This window comes from Seonamhaeicola sp. S2-3 (genome assembly GCF_001971785.1).
Classification (GTDB): Bacteria; Bacteroidota; Bacteroidia; order Flavobacteriales; family Flavobacteriaceae; genus Seonamhaeicola.
Genome location: NZ_CP019389.1, coordinates 1,423,076 through 1,442,647, shown reverse-complemented (window position 1 = coordinate 1,442,647; position 19,572 = coordinate 1,423,076). Strand labels below are relative to the sequence as shown.

The 19,572-nt window shown below is 33.3% G+C and carries 12 protein-coding genes; 3 read left to right on the top strand and 9 right to left on the bottom strand.

All coding sequences use genetic code 11. The features are described 5' to 3' along the window. Nucleotides 1-74: 74 nt before the first annotated feature. Together BWZ22_RS06710 and BWZ22_RS06705 are read right to left on the bottom strand one after the other, a co-directional pair. A complete protein-coding gene (locus BWZ22_RS06710) occupies nt 75-2,276 on the bottom strand; it encodes a SulP family inorganic anion transporter (RefSeq protein ID WP_076698846.1) in 2,202 nt (733 codons plus the stop codon). After that, nucleotides 2,273-3,121 carry a universal stress protein gene (locus BWZ22_RS06705; protein WP_076698844.1) on the bottom strand — a complete coding sequence of 283 codons (849 nt, stop codon included), beginning with the start codon at nt 3,119-3,121 and terminating at the stop codon, nt 2,273-2,275. The genes BWZ22_RS06710 and BWZ22_RS06705 overlap by 4 nt, the downstream gene beginning before the upstream one ends. A gap of 100 nt (nt 3,122-3,221) precedes the next feature. Between BWZ22_RS06705 and BWZ22_RS06700 the strand changes: the two genes are divergently transcribed. Then, nucleotides 3,222-5,048: a sodium:proton antiporter gene (locus tag BWZ22_RS06700; protein ID WP_076698843.1), complete on the top strand. Its 1,827-nt coding sequence runs from the start codon at nt 3,222-3,224 to the stop codon at nt 5,046-5,048. 14 nt (nt 5,049-5,062) lie between these two features. Here BWZ22_RS06700 and BWZ22_RS06695 read toward each other — a convergent pair whose 3' ends face one another. The 7 genes from BWZ22_RS06695 to BWZ22_RS06665 form a co-directional block, all read right to left on the bottom strand. Continuing rightward, complete coding sequence (locus tag BWZ22_RS06695) at nt 5,063-7,462, bottom strand: glycoside hydrolase family 31 protein (protein WP_076698841.1); 2,400 nt, start codon at nt 7,460-7,462, stop codon at nt 5,063-5,065. A 144-nt stretch (nt 7,463-7,606) separates the two neighbouring features. Continuing rightward, nucleotides 7,607-9,514: a 1,4-alpha-glucan branching protein GlgB gene (gene glgB / locus BWZ22_RS06690; RefSeq protein ID WP_076698840.1), complete on the bottom strand. Its 1,908-nt coding sequence runs from the start codon at nt 9,512-9,514 to the stop codon at nt 7,607-7,609. Nucleotides 9,515-9,531: 17 nt separating this feature from the next. Next, nucleotides 9,532-11,472: an alpha-1,4-glucan--maltose-1-phosphate maltosyltransferase gene (locus BWZ22_RS06685; RefSeq protein WP_076698838.1), complete on the bottom strand. Its 1,941-nt coding sequence runs from the start codon at nt 11,470-11,472 to the stop codon at nt 9,532-9,534. Nucleotides 11,473-11,509: 37 nt separating this feature from the next. After that, nucleotides 11,510-12,778 carry a glucose-1-phosphate adenylyltransferase gene (locus tag BWZ22_RS06680; protein ID WP_076698837.1) on the bottom strand — a complete coding sequence of 423 codons (1,269 nt, stop codon included), beginning with the start codon at nt 12,776-12,778 and terminating at the stop codon, nt 11,510-11,512. Nucleotides 12,779-12,806: 28 nt separating this feature from the next. Continuing rightward, nucleotides 12,807-14,009, bottom strand: coding sequence for a glycogen synthase (gene glgA / locus BWZ22_RS06675; RefSeq protein ID WP_076698835.1), 1,203 nt, complete (start codon nt 14,007-14,009; stop codon nt 12,807-12,809). 279 nt (nt 14,010-14,288) lie between these two features. After that, the gene (gene lepA, locus BWZ22_RS06670) at nt 14,289-16,085 is read right to left on the bottom strand and encodes a translation elongation factor 4 (RefSeq protein WP_076698834.1); all 1,797 of its coding nucleotides are present in this window, start codon (nt 16,083-16,085) and stop codon (nt 14,289-14,291) included. A gap of 70 nt (nt 16,086-16,155) precedes the next feature. After that, complete coding sequence (locus tag BWZ22_RS06665; protein WP_076698832.1) at nt 16,156-17,259, bottom strand: PD40 domain-containing protein; 1,104 nt, start codon at nt 17,257-17,259, stop codon at nt 16,156-16,158. Between the two features lie 38 nt (nt 17,260-17,297). Here BWZ22_RS06665 and BWZ22_RS06660 point away from each other — a divergent pair, with 38 nt between their 5' ends. Together BWZ22_RS06660 and dusB are read left to right on the top strand one after the other, a co-directional pair. Next, on the top strand, nt 17,298-18,515 hold the full coding sequence (locus tag BWZ22_RS06660) for a M20/M25/M40 family metallo-hydrolase (protein ID WP_076698831.1): 1,218 nt from the start codon (nt 17,298-17,300) through the stop codon (nt 18,513-18,515). A 45-nt stretch (nt 18,516-18,560) separates the two neighbouring features. Beyond that, entirely contained in the window at nt 18,561-19,556 is a 996-nt protein-coding gene (dusB, locus tag BWZ22_RS06655) for a tRNA dihydrouridine synthase DusB (protein WP_076698829.1), read from the top strand. The last annotated feature ends 16 nt before the right edge of the window (nt 19,557-19,572 follow it).

The window sequence follows — 19,572 nt, the reverse complement described above, 5'->3', positions numbered from 1 at the left end:
TAAAATTAAGAAATCTTATATAAATCTATAGAATAGTTAAGAGTTTATTAAGAAATTTAAAGTAAAAAATTACATTAAACAGATGAAATTACATCTTTAAGGCGTTTTCCGAAATCTAAAAGGGCTTTAATTTCTTTAATACTAGCTAAACGTTCTTTACCAAAAATTAACAAAGATGTTCCGTTAGATTCTACGTGGTAGTAGGGGTTGCTTTCAAAAAAGTGAATTAAATCATCATTAAAAAATGTTTTTATAGCCTGTTCATTATCTCCTAATAAATAGAAACGTCTTGAAAAATCAGAATGGTCTTGAATGGGGATATCTTTAAAGCCAGCAAAGGCGTAAACACGTTCTAAAAAACCTTCTCTATCTAGTGTAAACTCAGGAATGGTAGCATTTAGTTTTATGTGTAGCATAGTAGATCTTATAAGCTCTTTGGCTATAAATTCGCCCTCAGAAAATTCAATATCAAATAAATTTATTGTACCATTTTTAAAAGATAGTTGGTTGTAAATATGGTTTATGGTTTTGGTGTTAAAAAATAAGAAATTGTTTAAGAAATCTACTTCTTTATGTTTTTTAGGGTTGTATAGTAATTCATAGTCTGCAGCCAACTCTTCCATACTGGTTTGACGGCGCGTTAAGTTATTTTTTATAATGTTAGGTACTGGCAGTAATCTTCTTAAAGCAAAAGGGTGTTTAGAATCAGTATCATGCATATCTAAACCAATAACATCAAAATTACCGCCACGTTTTTTAAATAATTCTTGGTAATCATGCATGTTTTCCATAACAGTATGATCAACAAAACTACACAGTGAAAAATCTACAATAACATCTTCATTTTCTGGAACAGCATCTAATTTATTTTTTAGTTTATAATAATTTAAAAAGCTGCAAAAGTGTTTTACGCTTACATAGAAATCATGATTACCTTGAGCCTCCTGATACATTAAAACATTTGGTTTTAATACGTTTCTTATAAATAATGAAATGCTTTTATTAAGAATAATATGAATAATAAATGTAGTAACAACACCAGCCAAAATACCCGTTATTAAGCCAATTTTAAGAGTTACAAACAGTGTCACAAAAAAGATAACAAGCTGTTCTTTACCAATAGAGAAAATTTTAGTAATAACTTTAGGCGATGCCAATTTGTAGCCGGTATATACTAAAATAGCCATTAATGCAGGTAAAGGAATGCGTGTTAATTGGGTACTAAACAGAACAATAAATAACACTAAAAAAGTAGCATGCATAAAATTTGAAGATCTATTACTAGCGCCATTATTAACATTTACAGAGCTTCTTGCAATAACAGCAACAACGTTAAGACCGCCTAAAAAACCACTACCAATAGTGGCTAAACCTAATGCTTTTAAATCTTTGTTTACGTTAGAGCGCCGTTTTTCTGGGTCTAGTTTATCAACCGCTTTAATACTTAAAAGCGATTCTATACTTGCAATTAAAGTGATAGCTATTACGCTAGACCAAAATGATATTGTGCCAATTTTAGAAAATAATGGCAATTTTATAGTAGCAATAATTTCTTGAATTTCAGGAATTCCAGAAATCATATATTGTTGTGAAATGGGATTATCTTCGTGTAGTACGAGTTCAAAATAATAACTAAATCCAATAGAAAGAATAACAATCCACATAGGAGCTGGTACCAGTTGTAAATACTTATTTCTAAGTTTAGCATAAAACATCATGATAGATAAACTGATAATTCCAGCTAGGGCAGCAAAAATGAGGCCTTTATTTTCGTAATGAATAGCATCATTTATTGTATAAGGAATTTCAATAAGGTATTCTAAAGCGTCTTCTCTTGCAATTTTATGAGCAAGCATTATATGAAATTGTTTTCCAAGGATGATAAGACCAATAGCGGCAAGCATACCTTGAATGGCAGAAGATGGAAAAAAATCGGCCAATTTTCCCATTCTAAAAAAACCTAATGCCATCATAAGGACACCAGAACAAACTATAGCAGCATAAGCACTATCTAAACCAAGCGTGGTAATGGCCACCAAAAGCACACCTACCAGTCCGTTTCCTGGGCCTGTAATAGTAACATGGCTACCACCTAAAATAGAAACTATTATACCACCAACTATTGCAGTAATTATACCCGCTATGGGTGGCGCATCACTAGCCATTGCCAACCCTAAGGCTAAAGGTAGCGCAATAAGACTAACCACAAAACCAGAAAAAATATTTTTTGGCAGTACTTTAAAAAAGTCTTTTATTTTATTTCTTCTGGGGCTCATTGTAAGATTAACACATCGGTTGGTAATTCGGTTAAAATATGTTCTATATCATGTGGGAATAATCTATCCCAAAAAGTCATTTTACTTGGTGCATTCATTACTAATAAATCGGCTCTAGAAATTTGTGCATAATGACCAATAGAATAGCCTTGTTTTCCAAAAATAGGTTGAGATTTTATAGCAATGTCTTTTGTGTATTTTTTAGGGATATCTTCAATAATCTCATTAATTCTAGAGTTTTCACGCATTTTAATACGTTCTTTTATAATAGTTGCTTTACGTAATGATTTATCATCATCAACTTTTACAGAAACTTGCTCTTGTTTAATTTCTTCAACTATAGTAATTTTTTCGGCTTGTAGTTTTTTGGCAACATAAAAAGCCGCTTTAATGGTTTGTTCTGTTTTAGGGTCTTTTAACCCATTTACAACAATATGCTGACAACGAACCCGTTCAACCGAAGGTTTTATTAGTAATAAAACAGAGCATTTAGCTTTTCTAGTAATTTTTCTAGCAATAGAACCAACGTAGTATTTTAAGAAACGTTCACGTTGAACGGCTCCAAGAATTAAAAGATCTATGTTTTTTTCTTCATTAACTGTTAATATGGCTTCAACCGGATTACCTGGTTTAAAAACAACTTCATATTCTAAATTGTCTTTTTTAAACGGATTTAAAAAAACTTTAAGTGTTTTAATTTTGTCTTCAGACTTCTCTCCAACATGAATTAAAAACAATTTGGCCCCAAAGAATAGAGATAGTCTAGCCGCTTCATAAATGTTGGCTTTTAAATTAGGTGAGAATGCTGCACCTATTGCAATACTTTTAAATGGTTGTAACGACAAAAGCTTTAAATTTTACCAAAGTAGAAAGATAGTATTTTTTTAAAAATATAAAATCGTTGGTTTTACTTAAATTAGTAAACTCATAAAACAAGATGATTATATGTTAGAGCTGTCAGGAATTATTATCCTAGGAATTTTAGCCCAATGGTTTGCTTGGAAATTTAAGATTCCAGCTATTTTACCCCTAATCTTAATAGGATTATTTGTTGGTCCTATTGCATCAGAGTATTTAAGTGATGACGGTTATAAATGGATTGAGCCTATTTGGAACGGAAAAAAAGGATTGTTTCCAGGAGATGGTTTATATTACTTTGTATCTCTTGCCATAAGTGTTATCCTTTTTGAGGGTGGTTTAACTTTAAAATTAAAAGAAATTAGAAATATTAGTGGTGTTATTACCAAATTAATTTCTTTAGGCTCTTTGGTTACGTTTTTTGCTGGAGCGTTTGCAGTACACTATATTTTTGATTTAGATTTTGAATTATCTTTTCTGTTTTCGGCTTTAATAATTGTAACTGGACCCACTGTAATTACACCCATTTTAAGGAATATTCCACTTAAAAAAGATGTTTCTACTGTGCTAAAATGGGAAGGAATTTTAATAGACCCAATAGGTGCTTTAGTAGCGGTGTTGGTGTTTGAATTTATTTTTGTTGGCGGCGGCGGCGGCTTTACTAAAACGGCTTTAATAGAATTTGCTAAAATCATTCTTTTTGGTTGTACGTTTGGCTTTGCTTTTGCGCATGCCCTTCATTTTTTAATTAAGCAAAAATTAATTCCGCATTATTTAATGAATGTGTTTTCACTTTCTGCGGTGTTGGGTGTATTTGTTTTATCTGATAGTTTTGCTCATGAGTCTGGATTATTAGCTGTTGTAGTAATGGGTATGGTTTTGGGCAATAAAAATGGTTCATATTTAAAAGAAGTACTATATTTTAAAGAGTCTTTAAGCGTACTTCTAATTTCAGTGTTATTTATATTGCTTGCTGCAAATATTGATTTTGATAACTTATTACTTTTAGTTAATTGGAAAACCGCTTTATTATTTGCTGTGGTTGTTTTTATAATTAGACCTTTAGGGGTGTTTTTAAGTGCCTATGGGTCTTCTTTAACGTTTAATGAAAAATTATTTATTAGTTGGGTAGGCCCACGAGGAATTGTAGCCGCTGGTATTGCTTCTCTTTTTGGTAGTAAACTTATGGCAGAAGACGTTGTAAACGCTAATTATATTACACCTTTAGTGTTTATGATTGTTTTAGGAACGGTTTTATTAAATGCAACTACGGCCCGTTATTTTGCTAAATTAGTTGGTGTGTTTTTAAAAGATTCTAGAGGTATCTTAATTGTTGGGGCTTCTCCTGTATCTAGGTTAATAGGTAAGTACTTAGTTGATAATCAAAGGCACGTGGTTTTAATTGATAGCAACCAAAACAATGTAAAAAAAGCCCAGGAAATGGGATTAGAAGCTTTTAATACAGATATTTATTCTGAAACTTTAGAAGATAATATAGAACTTAACGATGTTGGTTTTTTAATGGCTCTTACCGGAAGTGCAGATATTAATAACTATGCTATTAATAAGTTTAGTGAGCAATTTGGTGAAAAAGGAACGTTTAGATTAATTACTGCTGATGAAATAAATGACCCAGAAAAGAGCCCAAAGGAAGGATTGTTTTCTCAAACTAGCGATTTTAATTCTTTAACTAAAGTTGCTAGAAATTATCCGACGATTCATGAAATTGAATTAAATGACAGAAAACATTTTGAAGAACTAATTGAAATAGCTAATACAGATGAAAATATTATTCCATTATTAATTAAAGACCATAAAGGCGTTCTAGAAATAATTTCATCTTATAATAAAAAGGATACTAAAATAGAAAAAGGCTTTCGTTTGGTATACTTAGGAAAGCCTTTACGTAATTAGTTTGTAGTTAAAGCTTAATCAGCTAATAACTGTAGGTTTGTAAATAGTTTTGTAACTACTAAAGAGTTATCTTTAAATTGAACATCTTTTAAATCTACATATTCATTATCTACTTTAACAGATTTTACTTTAAATGGTAAACCATAAAAATTTATTTTAAAGGTATCATAAGAGGTGTTAAACTGGCCTCTTTTATGAATTCTAATAATTATTTTATCTTCATTACCAGCAAAGTTAAATTTCTTTAAGCTGTAACGCCCTTTGGTATAATCATAACCATCGTTAGCATCTTCATATAATTCAGAATCTTCTTTACCATTTTTATAGTAAACATCAAGTGTTAGCTGCTCTATTTCTTTTTCTCCAACATATTGTTGTACTGGAAATTTTGGAATAATAGCACCTGCCTTAATAAATAATGGCATGCTATCTAAATCTGCATCAACCCAAGTTTCTTTTCCACCAACAATCACATCTTTAGTCCAGTAATTATACCATTCTCCTCTAGGGATATACATGCGTCTTCCCTTAGAATTAGGCTCGTTAATAGGGCATACTAAAATTTGATTTCCGCAAATAAATTCGTCTGTTCTGTAGTGTGTTTGCGCATCTTCTTGGTCAAACAACACTAACGATTTTAGCATGGGGATATTATCATGGTAGTATTGGTAGAAAGAGGTGTATAAATATGGTAATAGTTGATATCTAATTTCAATAAACTTTCTAACAATATCTGTAATTTCTTTATCGAAAGTCCAAGGTTCTTGGTCTCCATGGTCTCCAGAAGAGTGTGTTCTACAAAATGGATGGAAAACACCTAACTGAATCCAACGGGCATATAATTCGCCATTAGGTTGTTCTGCAAATCCACCAATATCAGAGCCTGCAAAAGAAAAACCAGATAGGGCTAAACGTTGTGCTTGAATATTGGCTATTTGTAAATGCTCCCATGTAGCAACATTATCACCCATCCAAGTAGATGTATAACGCTGTGTACCAGAATATGCAGAACGTGTAATTACAAACGGACGTTTAGGATAGTTAAAACGTTTTAAACCATGATATGTGGCTCTTGCCATTTGCATACCGTAAATATTGTGTGCTTTTTGGTGAGAGCATGGGTTACCGTCGTAATCATGACGCACATCTGGAGGGAATGATTTACCAGGAACATCCATTACGGCAGGTTCATTCATATCATTCCAAACTCCTTTTACACCAATTTCGGCAATAAGTTCTTTAAATAATCCTGCCCACCACTCGCGTACTTCTGGTCTTGTAAAGTCTGGGAAATAACATTCCCCTGGCCATACTTTACCTTTCATATAGGGGCCATCGGCACGTTTACAGAAATAGTCTTTTTCTAGACCTTCACGGAAAACATCGTATTCCATGTCTATTTTAATACCTGGATCTATAATAACCACGGTTTTAAAACCATCATCGGCTAATTCTTTAACCATGCGTTTAGGCTCTGGAAAGTATTCTTTGCTCCAAGTGAAACAACGGAACCCTTCCATATAATCAATATCTAAATAAATAGCATCGCAGGGAATTTTTAAATCTCTGAATTTTTTAGTTATTTCTTTAACGTTTGATTCAGGATAATAACTCCATTTACATTGGTGGTACCCTAGCGCCCATAAAGGAGGTAATTCTGGCGTACCTGTTAAATCTGTATAACTAACTACTACATCTTCCATTTTAGGACCGTAGAAGAAATAGTAATTCATTTCACCACCTGATGCCCAAAAACTAGTTACGTTTCGTCTTTCTTGGCAAAAATCAAAATACGTTCTAAAGGTGTTATCAAAGAAAATTCCGTAAGATTTACCATTGTGTAAACCTGTGTAAAACGGAATGGCTTTGTAAATAGGGTCGGTATTTTTTCCAAAAGCATAAGAGTCTGTTGCCCAATTTTCAAATCTTCGGCCTTTTAGGTTTGTATGTTCTGGTTTATCGCCTAAACCATAATAACTTTCACCACTTTGGGCTATTTTACTCATTTTAACTATATCGCCACCTAATTCATAGCTTTCTTCCCAATGAAATCCTAATTCGTCTTCACAAATAATTTTTTGGTCTTTAGCATCAAGAATGGAAGTTCTTAAATCAACTTTATAAATATGGCAAATAAGTTTGGCGGTGGTTACTATGTATTTTTCATCATCATCTGTAATTTCAAGATGATTATAGCCACGGCTAGCATTTTCATCAATAGCATATGAAAAGTCCTTATCAAACTTTCCAACGGTTGAGTATCTAAACCTTAAAACGCTATCTCTTAATACGGTTAGTTGTAATATAACATTGTTAGATGTAGTAAATTGTAATATATCTACATCTTTAACGTAGTCGACTATATTTGAGGGGAATAAATTTCCTTTGTATTCTAATTCAGTACTTAGTATCATAAAATCTGTAAGTCAGTTATTTAGGTGCCTAAAATAGTAAAATTAGCAAAATATAAAGGTTACTATTTATTAAAAATAAGGTTACATTTTTGTTTAAAATGCAAAAGTAATTATGTTAAATTTTTGATATCTATAAAATATAAATTATTTAATTTGAAAAACGGTGATAGCTAAGGGCGGAAGCGTTATTTCTGCTGAATATTCTTTACCATTCCATGGGTCTTTTTTAGCTGTAATTTGTCTTGGGTTACTTACGCCACTACCTCCGTACTTTTTAGCATCACTGTTAAATATTTCTTTAATTTTAGCCTTATTAGGAACCCCTATTTTATAGTTTTCTCTAACAGTTGGTGTGAAATTACAGACCACAATAACATTGTTTTCTTCTTGGTAGCCTTTTCTAATGTATGATATTACACAGTTTTCGTGGTCATCAAAACTTATCCATTCAAAACCTTCGCCACTAAAGCCTTTTTCGTATAAAGCAGGGGTATTTTTATATAGTGTGTTAAGTTCTTTAAAATAGGTTTGAGTGTCTTTATGGGGTTTAAAATCTAGCAAATTCCAATCTAAACTATTTTGGAAATCCCACTCGTTATATTGCCCAAACTCGCCACCCATAAACAATAGTTTAGTTCCTGGGTGTGTAAACATATAACCATATAGTAGCCTTAAATTAGCAAAGCGTTGCCATTCATCACCAGGCATTCTACCTAAAATAGAGTTTTTACCGTAAACCACTTCATCATGAGACAGTGGTAACATGAAGTTTTCTGTAAAAGCATAGGCTAAACTAAAGGTGATGTCATTTTGATGAAATTTCCGGTATATAGGGTCTTTTGCAAAATACTCTAGGGTATCATGCATCCAACCCATCATCCATTTCATACCAAACCCTAATCCTCCCATAAATGTTGGTTTAGATACCATTGGGAATGCGGTAGATTCTTCTGCAATGGTTTGTACGTCTGGGAAGGAGGCGTACACTTCTTCATTTAATTGTTTTAAGAAATCAATTACTGCAAGGTTTTCTCTTCCGCCGTAAATGTTTGGTTCCCATTCCCCGTCTTCTCTAGAGTAATCTAAGAAAAGCATTGAGGCTACGGCATCAACTCTTAAACCATCTGCATGATATTGGTCTAACCAAAAAATAGCATTACTAATTAAAAAGGAACGCACCTCGTTTCTTTCATAATTAAAAATTAAGCTTTTCCAGTCTTGGTGATAACCTTTTCTTTTATCGGGGTGTTCATATAAATGTGAGCCATCAAAAAAACCTAATCCGTGAGCATCTTCAGGGAAATGTGATGGTACCCAGTCTAAAATAATACCTATATCATTTTGGTGCAATTTATCTACTAAATATTTAAATTCTTCGGGGTAGCCAAAGCGTGATGTTGGTGCAAAATACCCTGTAATTTGGTAACCCCACGAGGGGTCATAAGGAAATTCCATGATGGGCATTAGCTCTACGTGTGTAAAATTCATTTCTTTAACGTAGTTTACCAAATCATCTGCTAACTCATAGTAAGACATATATCTGTCTTCTTCAATATTTCTTTTCCATGAACCTAAATGAACTTCGTAAACAGAAAAAGGAGCGTCTATAGCATTGTTTTTTTTACGTTTTTTCATCCAAGATTTATCTTTCCACTTATAGCTGTCATCCCAAACTATTGATGCTGTACTTGGTGGATGCTCACAGCGTCTTGCGTAAGGATCTGCTTTTTCTGTTTTTATATCATTATGGTGGCTTTGTATTTTATATTTATAAATAGCGCCTTTACCAACTAAAGGAATAAACCCTTCCCAAATACCACTTTCATCCCAACGAACATTTAGTTGGTGTTCGCCTTCAATCCAATAGTTAAAATCTCCTATTACAGAAACTTGTTTTGCGCTTGGAGCCCAAACAGCAAAATAGGTGCCGTCAATACCGTCTACAGTAACGGGGTGTGAGCCAAATTTTTCATAAAGTCTAAAATGTTTTCCAGCTTTAAAAAGGTTAATATCAAATTCTGTAAATAAGCTATAGGGTTTAACGTGTGCCATAGTTAATAGTTAGTGTATTACTTGTTTATTTTAAATATATGGAATGGTAAAGTTGGGTGCAACTCAACAAAATTCCATTCATTGCTCCAGTTATATTTGCTATCTGTAATTAAATCGTGCATTTCCATGGTGTGTCCTGCATTAATTTCTAGTTCATGCAATGGTACTTGTACGGTTCCTTGTTGAGAATTGTAAGCATCTAAACTTATAACTACAAAAATGTGATTGGTTTTGGCGTCATTCCATTTGTAAAACGCTATTAAATTATCGTTTTCTACATAACAGAATTTTATGTTGTTGGTTTGCTGAAGCGCTTCATTAAAGTGTCTTATATAATTTACTTTAGCAATTATGGTAATGAGTTTGTTTTTTATATCCCAGTTGTAATGAGCTATTTGAAATTTTTCAGAATTTAAGTATTCTTCTTTTCCAAGTAAAGAGTCAGATAACATATACTCAAAAACAGGTCCATAAATACCAATACTAGAACTTAAAGTTGCTGCAAGTACGTAGCGTTGTATGTGTTTAGGTTCGCCAGCACCTTGAAGGTGAAACGGATTAATATCTGGGGTATTTGGCCAAAAATTGGGCTGCATGTACTCTTTTAACTCTGTTTTGGTGAGTTCTTCTACATATTCAATTATTTCATGTTTGGTATTTCTCCAAGTAAAGTAGGTGTAAGATTGTGTATAACCTTGTTTTGCTAATTGTTGCATAATTTTAGGAGCCGTAAAAGCCTCTGCTAAAAAGATAACATTTGGGTGTTTTTCTTTTACTTTAGTGATAATCCAATTCCAAAAGTAAAAAGGTTTTGTATGCGGATTATCTACTCTAAAAATTTCTATACCACAATCAATCCAATATAATAAAATGCTTAGGCATTCATCCCAAAGGGCTTTATAGTCTTTAGTTTCCCAATAAATAGGTAGAATATCTTGGTATTTTTTTGGAGGATTTTCGGCATACTGTACAGTACCATCTGGCCGCCATTTAAACCATTCTGGGTGTTCTTTTACCCACGGATGGTCTGGAGCGGCTTGTAATGCGTAATCCATTGCAATTTCAAGGTTGTTCTCTTTTGCTTTTTGTATGAGCGATTTAAAATCATCTAAAGTTCCTAATTGCGGGTGAATATCTTTATGTCCGCCGTATTGTGAACCTACACCCCATGTAGAACCAACATCATCTGGTTGAGCTTCTGTAGTATTGTTTTTTCCTTTTCGGTTTACTTCTCCAATAGGATGAATGGGCGGTAGGTAAACTACATCAAACCCCATGTTTTTAATTCTTGGTAATAAACGCTCACAATCTTTAAAAGTACCGTGAACACCTTCGTGTTCTGATGCAGAACGCGGAAAGAATTCGTACCAAGTACTAAATCTTGCTTTTTTTCTATCTACATATACTTTATATTCTTTTGAGGTATTTTTAAGAATTTTTACAGGATTGTTATAAAAAAGTTGATATAATCTATCTGAAGTGGCTTCATTTATAGCTTCATCATACCTGTTTTCATCTTTAAAAATGGTATGAAGGTTTTCTAAATAAGCTTTATCATTTTTAGATGACACTTTTTTAATAATGGCTTTTACATATTCAGCACCTTCTAAAAGTTCTGATATAACATGTTGGCCATCATCAATTTTTCTAATAATACCATGTCTCCAATTAAGAGCATAATCTACCCAAGCTTCTACTTTATAACTGTAAAACCCTTGTTTTGTAACAGAAAAAGCAGCATCCCATTCATTATTATAACCAAGAGACATTCTGGTTTCTAGCCATTTTTTTTCATTTTGATGTTTATACAATACAGAGGCTCCTAATACATCGTGGCCATCTGCAAGTATATGTGCTCTTATATTTACTATTTCGTTTACTACTCGTTTTATATAAAACTCACCACAATTTATACTTGGCGAGATATAATCAATTACAACGCGTCTTTGGTCTTGCATGGTTTTGGTTAATAAGAAAAATAAAAATTATTTTTTGTTACTGTATAATGGTGTTTTTTGGAATTATTGCATCTTTTTTTAGAACAATAATACCATCTTTTATACAATAGGTGTCTGTTTCGGTGTCTTCAAGGTGTGGCCCGCCATTTATTTTAACATCATCACCTATACGGCAGTTTTTATCTATAATACAGTTTTTAATAAAACAGCGTTCACCAATACCCATTAACACTTCAATTTTATTATTTTCCATTTCTTCTAGGGTTTCATAATAGTCATTACCCATCATGTAGGTGTTGATTACTGTAGATTCTTTTCCTATTCTAGACCGAATACCAATTACAGATTTTTCAATTTTAGAAGCGCTAATAATACAACCTTCTGAAATTACAGTTCTATCTAAAATAGTGTCTGCAATTTTTGTTGTAGGAAGCATTCTAGCATGTGTGTATATGCGTTTGTTTTTGTCATATAAATCAAATTTAGGGATATCATCTGTTAATCCTAGATTGGCTTCAAAAAACGATTCTACAGTTCCAATATCGGTCCAATAGCCTTCATATTGATAGCTTAAAGTTTTATGAGAGTCTATAGCCTGAGGGATGATTTCTTTACCAAAGTCCATGGTTTCTTCATTTTCCATTAACTTAACTAATAAATCTCTATTAAAGATATAAATACCCATTGATGCTAAATAATGACGTCCTTGAGCTTTCATGTCATCACTTACTTCAGAGGTCCACTCAGGTAGTAAGCTAGCATCAGGTTTTTCAATAAAAGAAGTAATTATATTTTCTTGGTTTGCTTTAAGAATACCAAATCCTGTTGCGTCTTTAGCATTTACAGGAATGGTAGCAATAGAAATTTCTGCACCACTTTCTTCATGGGCTTGAATCATTTTATCATAATCCATTTGGTATAATTGGTCTCCAGATAAAATTAAAGCATATTCAAAATCATTAGCTAAAAAATGATGCATGCTTTGTCTTACAGCGTCTGCCGTTCCTTGAAACCAAGTTTTGTTGTGTGGGGTTTGTTCTGCCGCCAAAACATCAACAAAAGCACTACTAAAAAAACTAAAATGATAGGTGTTTTTAATATGTTTATTAAGACCCGCAGAATTAAATTGTGTTAATACATAAATACGCTTAATATCAACATTTAAACAGTTTGAAATAGGAATATCTACTAACCGGTATTTTCCTGCAATAGGAACTGCTGGTTTAGAGCGTTTTTCTGTTAATGGATATAATCTAGAGCCTTGACCGCCACCTAAAATAATGGCTAAAACTTTATTATTAATCATATTTAGTTGCTTTAATAGTTTAATGGATTCATATTAATGATTTGTATAGATCTTTGGTTTGTTTAGCAATGGCTACCCAATCAAAGTAGTCTTCAACACGTTTTCTACCTTTTTGAGCCATAGAGGTTCTTAGGGTGTCATTGTTAATTACTTTGTTAATTCCATTGGCTAAATCTCTTGAAAATTTATCGGGGTCAATAGGTTCAAAAGGTGCTTCTTTTTGTTGTTCTAAAGGCACTAAAATTCCAGTTTCTCCATCAACAACCACTTCTTTAATACCACCTACAGCACTTGCTACAACAGCGGTATTACACGCCATAGCTTCAATATTTATAATTCCGAAGGGTTCATAAATAGAAGGGCAACAAAATACATCGGCATGAGAATAAAGTTGAATAATTTCTTCTTTAGTAACCATTTTATCTATCCAAATAACGTTGTCTCTTGTTTTTTTAACTTGGTTAACAGCTTCCTTCATTTCTTCGCCAATTTCTTTGGTATCTGGTGCACCGGCACAAAGCACTACTTGGGTTTCTGGATCTATATATTTTATGGCGTTTACTAAGTGAATAATTCCTTTTTGGCGTGTAATGCGTCCTACAAAAAGCACATAAGGTTTGGTTTTATCAATGCCATAAACATCTAAAGTAGAGGTTTCTGAGGTTTGAACATACTGTTGCAAGTTAATGCCGTTATAAATTACCTTTACTTTATTTTCATCTACATTAAAGTGTTTAATCACATCTTCTTTTGTTTCTTCAGAAACTGCAATAAGGGCATCTGCCATTTCAATAGCAGTTTTTTCAACCCACGATGAAGCGTCATAACCACGTCCTAATTGTTCACGTTTCCAAGGGCGTAAAGGCTCTAAAGAATGGGTAGTGATTACTAGAGGAGTACCATAACAAAGTTTAGAGATAATGCCCGCAAAATGCGCGTACCAAGTGTGGCAGTGAACAATATCTGCATCTACCGCATTGGCGTTCATATGTAGGCCTGTACTAAGCGTTTTAAAAACCGATTTTAGTTTGTCATCAGCATTTTTAAATACACCATCTTCAAAAGGAAATCCTTTTACACTTAAGTTACCATCTTTAAAATCTTGATCGCCAAAACATCTTACTTCTAAATCCATTAATTTAGATAATTCATCGGCTAAGTATTCAACATGTACGCCAGCTCCACCGTAGACATATGGCGGAAACTCTCTAGTGTAAAAAAGTGCTTTCATATGGATTTCTTGAAAAATCGATTACAAATAATTTTTGTTGTTTAGTAACGGTTTAAACCAAAATAGGTTTAAGACCACTATCACATAAACTTACAAAAATATTGTTAATAACTTTGTTGAAATCTCATTTTTGAAGAAAAAAAAACATTATTAAGGAAAATGAATTTTTTTGTTAAAGAAATTCAACAAAAGTCTAAATTTTCCGATAATATTTTATAAATTTTGATGGAGTCTTTATAAAATGAAAAAATGGTTTTAGGTAATTAAAATAAGATTGTATTAATCATTAAGTTTAAGTACCGCCATAAAAGCTTGTTGCGGAATTTCTACATTACCAACTTGACGCATACGTTTTTTACCTTTTTTCTGTTTTTCTAGAAGTTTACGCTTACGCGAAATATCACCACCATAACATTTTGCCGTAACATCTTTACGAAGCGCTTTTACGGTTTCTCTTGCAATAATTTTGGCGCCAATAGCGGCTTGAATTGGAATATCGAATTGTTGTCGCGGAATTAATTCTTTTAATTTTTCACACATTTTTTTACCAATGGTGTGGGCATTATCGGCGTGTATTAATGCTGAAAGCGCATCAACAGATTGTGAGTTTAATAAAACATCTAATCGTACTAATTTAGATTGTTTCATGCCAATTGGGTGGTAATCAAAAGAGGCGTACCCTTTTGATACGGTTTTTAATCTATCGTAAAAATCAAAAACTATTTCAGCCAGTGGCATATCAAAATTAAGTTCTACACGCTCTGTAGTTAAATAGGTTTGGTTAGTTATTTGTCCGCGTTTTTCAATACACAAACTCATAACATTACCAACAAAATCGGCTTTGGTAATAATGGTTGCTTTAATATAAGGTTCTTCAACACGGTTTAAGGTTGAAGGGTCTGGTAAATCAGACGGGTTGTTTACAATAATAATCTCATCAGGGTTTTTATTGGTAAAGGCGTGGTAGCTTACGTTTGGTACGGTTGTAATAACAGTCATATCAAACTCACGTTCTAACCGCTCCTGAATAATTTCCATATGAAGCATACCTAAAAATCCGCAACGGAAACCAAAACCTAAAGCCGCAGAACTTTCTGGTTGAAATACCAAAGAAGCATCATTAAGTTGTAGTTTTTCCATAGAGGCTCTAAGCTCTTCAAAATCTTCAGTATCAACGGGGTAAATACCTGCAAAAACCATAGGTTTTACATCTTCAAAACCGGCAATAGCATTTTGGGTTGGGTTTACGGCATCTGTAATGGTATCACCAACTTTTACTTCTTTAGCTTCTTTTATACCTGTAATAACGTAACCTACATCACCAGCATTAATTTCTTGTTTGGGTATTTGTTTTAATTTTAGTGTACCAACCTCATCGGCACCATAGGTTTTACCTGTTGCAATAAATTTTATTTGCTGATTTTTTTTAATAGAACCATTTATAACTCTAAAGTAAGTTTCTACACCACGAAACGGGTTGTAAACCGAATCGAAAATTAAGGCTTGTAAAGGCTCATTAGGGTTTCCTTTAGGTGCTGGAATACGTTCTATAATGGCTTTTAAAATATTGTCTACACCAAAACCGGTTTTACCACTAGCGTGGATAACCTCATCTGGGTCGCAACCTAAAAGGTCCACAATATCATCGGTTACTTCTTCGGGGCTAGCACTTGGTAAATCTACTTTATTAAGAACAGGAATAATTTCTAAATCATTTTCTAAAGCCAGATATAAGTTAGAAATGGTTTGCGCTTGTATGCTTTGTGCAGCATCAACTATTAAAAGTGCACCTTCGCAGGCAGCAATACTTCTAGAAACTTCATAACTAAAATCTACATGACCTGGGGTGTCAATTAAATTAAGAACATATTTTTCTCCTTCATATTCATAATCCATTTGTATAGCATGACTCTTAATGGTAATACCGCGTTCTCGCTCTAAATCCATGTCATCAAGAAGCTGGTCTTGTTTTTCACGAGCGGTTACAGAACCCGTATAATCTAATAAACGGTCTGCCAAGGTACTTTTACCATGGTCTATGTGTGCTATAATACAAAAGTTTCTAATGTTCTTCATACCTGTTTCTTACTACAATAGAGGCGCAAAGATAGTTTAAATATTGAGTTTTTCTATTACTAAAAAGCAATCAATCTTGCCATTCTGCAATAAATAGATTAGTATCTCTTCCGCCACCATTATTTCTGTTAGAAGAAAATGCTAAATATTTACCGTTATTAGAAAATACAGGAAAGGCATCAAAGGTTTTACTATGGGTTACGCGTTCTAGGTTTTTGCCATCAATATCAATTAAATATAAATTGAATGGAAATCCGCGTTCTGATTCAAAATTTGAAGAAAACAGAATTTTTTTTCCTGAGGGATGAAAAAATGGACTCCAATTAGCATTTCCTAAATGGGTTAGTTGGCGTAAATCACTACCATCGGCATTACAAATGTATAATTCCATTTCGGTAGGTTCTACTAGGCCTTCGGCTAAAAGTTCTTTATATTCTTTAATTTCTTGTTCTGTTTTAGGTCTTGATGAACGGAAAATTATTTTGCTACCATCTGGAGAAAAAAATGCGCCACCATCGTAACCTAATTCATTAGTAATTTGTTTTACATTGGTCCCATCTAAATTCATAGTGTACAATTCTAAATCGCCACTGCGGGTTGAGGTAAAAACAATTTTATCACCCTTTGGAGATACGGTTGGTTCTGCATCGTAACCAGGTTCATGGGTTAATTGCTTTACAATATTCCCTTCTAAGTCTGCTACAAAAATGTCATAAGAGTCATAAACGGGCCAAATGTATTTTCCGTTTTTTCTTAATGGGGTATCGGGGCAGTTTTCATCTGCCAAATGGGTAGATGCATAAATGATATGCTTGTTATCTGGTAAAAAATAAGAGCAGGTAGTTCTGCCTTTTCCAGTGCTAACCATGGGTGGAGCTACAGAATCAAACGTATCGTTAAAATTCATTAAAAACATTTGGTCGCAACTCACATTCCACTTACTAAAATTAGACTGAAACACTAATTTAGTATCATCAAAACTCCAATAAGCTTCGGCATTATCACCACCATGTGTTATTTGTCTAATAGATTTAAAGTGTTTTTCTCCTGGAAAAATTAATGGATTGTTTTCTGTTTCGGTTTTAACTTCCTTTTCTAATTTTAATGGGTTTTTTGTTTGATTTTTACAGCTTACTATAATTAAAACCAGAATAATAACGTATATCTTATGCATTGTAATGACTAAATTTGTATAAACGTAAATTTAAAAAAATGAAATATAGTAGCCTATTAATTTTTTTGTTGGTTTTGGTAGCTTGTAAAAAATTAGAACCTATTTCTATAAAAGATGATGTTATTTTTTTGTCTGATGATAAACTTGAAGGCCGGCAAACTGGTACTGTTGGCGAAAAAAAAGCAGCTAATTACATTGCTAATAGGTTTAAAAATTTAGGAATTGAAGCAAAAGGCACTCAAAACTATTTACAACCTTTTACATTTAAACCAAAAACCAATCCGCACCAAAAAGTGAACTATAATGTTAAGGAAGGTGATAGTACTATAACCGGATTAAACGTTATAGGATTTTTAGATAATAAAGCAGAAAACACCGTTGTAATAGGTGCACATTATGATCATTTGGGTTATGGAGCCGAAGGGTCTTTACACCGAGGCGAAAAAGCCATTCATAACGGTGCAGATGACAATGCTAGTGGCGTTGCTGTTTTATTAGATTTGGCTAAAAAACTAAAAGAAACCAATACTAATAACAACTATTTGTTTATTACTTTTTCTGGTGAAGAAATGGGGTTATTGGGGTCAAACTATTTTGTAAAAAACCCAACTATTGATACTAAAAGGGTAAACTACATGATTAATATGGATATGGTAGGCAGACTTAAAACCGATAGTACTTTGGCAGTTTATGGTGTGGGTACTTCGCCAATATTTAAACAAACAGTAACTAGTAACAATGCTAACTTTAAACTAATTCCCAAAGAATCTGGTATTGGTCCTAGCGATCATACGTCGTTTTACAATGCCAATATTCCAGTGTTGCACTTTTTTACGGGTCAACATGAAGATTATCATAAACCAACCGATGATTATGATAAGCTTAACTACAAGGGCATGCAAACCATTTCTAATTATATTTTTGAAATTATTACCGATTTAGATGATAATGGAAAACTACCTTTTAGAAAAACTAAAAATGAAAGTGATGACACGCCACGATTTAAAGTGGTTTTAGGGGTGATTCCAGATTATTTATTTGATGGAAAGGGTATGCGTATTGATGGTATTTCTGAAGGTAAACCAGCCCAAAAAGCAGGATTGAAAAAAGGTGATGTTGTAATAAAATTAGGCGATAGTACAGTAACAGATTTAATGTCGTACATGAGGGCGCTATCAACTTTTGAAAAAGGTAATAAAACACAAGTAGTAGTTGATAGAAAGGGTGAAAAGGTAGAAGTAGAAATTGAATTTTAGATATATTGTTTGTTTTCAATACTTTTGCAATCCAAAATTGATAAGGTGGTAAAAATAGACAACATAGAACTTCCTGATTTTCCGTTACTTCTTGCGCCTATGGAAGACGTAAGCGATCCGCCATTTCGTGCTTTGTGTAAAGAACAAGGAGCCGATGTTGTGTATACCGAATTTGTGTCTAGCGAAGGCTTAATACGTAACGCAGCTAAAAGCGTTATGAAACTAGATATTTATGAAAAAGAGCGTCCGGTAGGGATTCAAATATTTGGTTCAAATCTAGATAGTATGCTGCAAACCATTGATATTGTTGAAAAATCTAACCCAGACATCATCGATATCAATTTTGGATGCCCTGTTAAAAAAGTAGTGAGCAAAGGCGCAGGAGCTGGCATTTTAAAAGATGTCTGTTTAATGGAAAAGCTTACCGCAGAAATGGTAAAGCGCACCAATTTACCTATTACCGTTAAAACCCGATTGGGTTGGGATCACGACTCTATAAAAATTGTTGAGGTTGCCGAAAGATTACAAGATGTTGGTTGTAAAGCCATATCAATTCACGGGCGAACCCGCGCACAAATGTATAAAGGTAGTGCCGATTGGAAACCCATTGCCGAGGTTAAAAACAACCCAAGAATGCACATTCCAGTTTTTGGAAATGGTGATGTTGACACGCCAGAAAAGGCAGTAGAAATGCGAGATAGTTACGGTTTAGATGGCGCTATGATTGGGCGTGCTAGTATTGGTAATCCGTGGTTTTTTAAACAAGTAAAACACTATTTTAAAACGGGTGAACATTTACCTCCTGTTTCTTTAGAAGAACGTGTTGAAGCAGCGCGTCGCCATTTACAAATGTCTATAGATTGGAAAGGTGAAAAACTAGGTGTTTTTGAAACCCGACGCCATTACACCAATTATTTTAAAGGCATTCCACATTTTAAAGATTACCGTATGAAAATGGTAACTAGCGATGACGCTAAAGATGTTTTTGCAACCTTTGATGAGGTATTAGATAAGTTTGCCGGATACCAGTTTACAAAGTAAATGTTCATAAGGTATT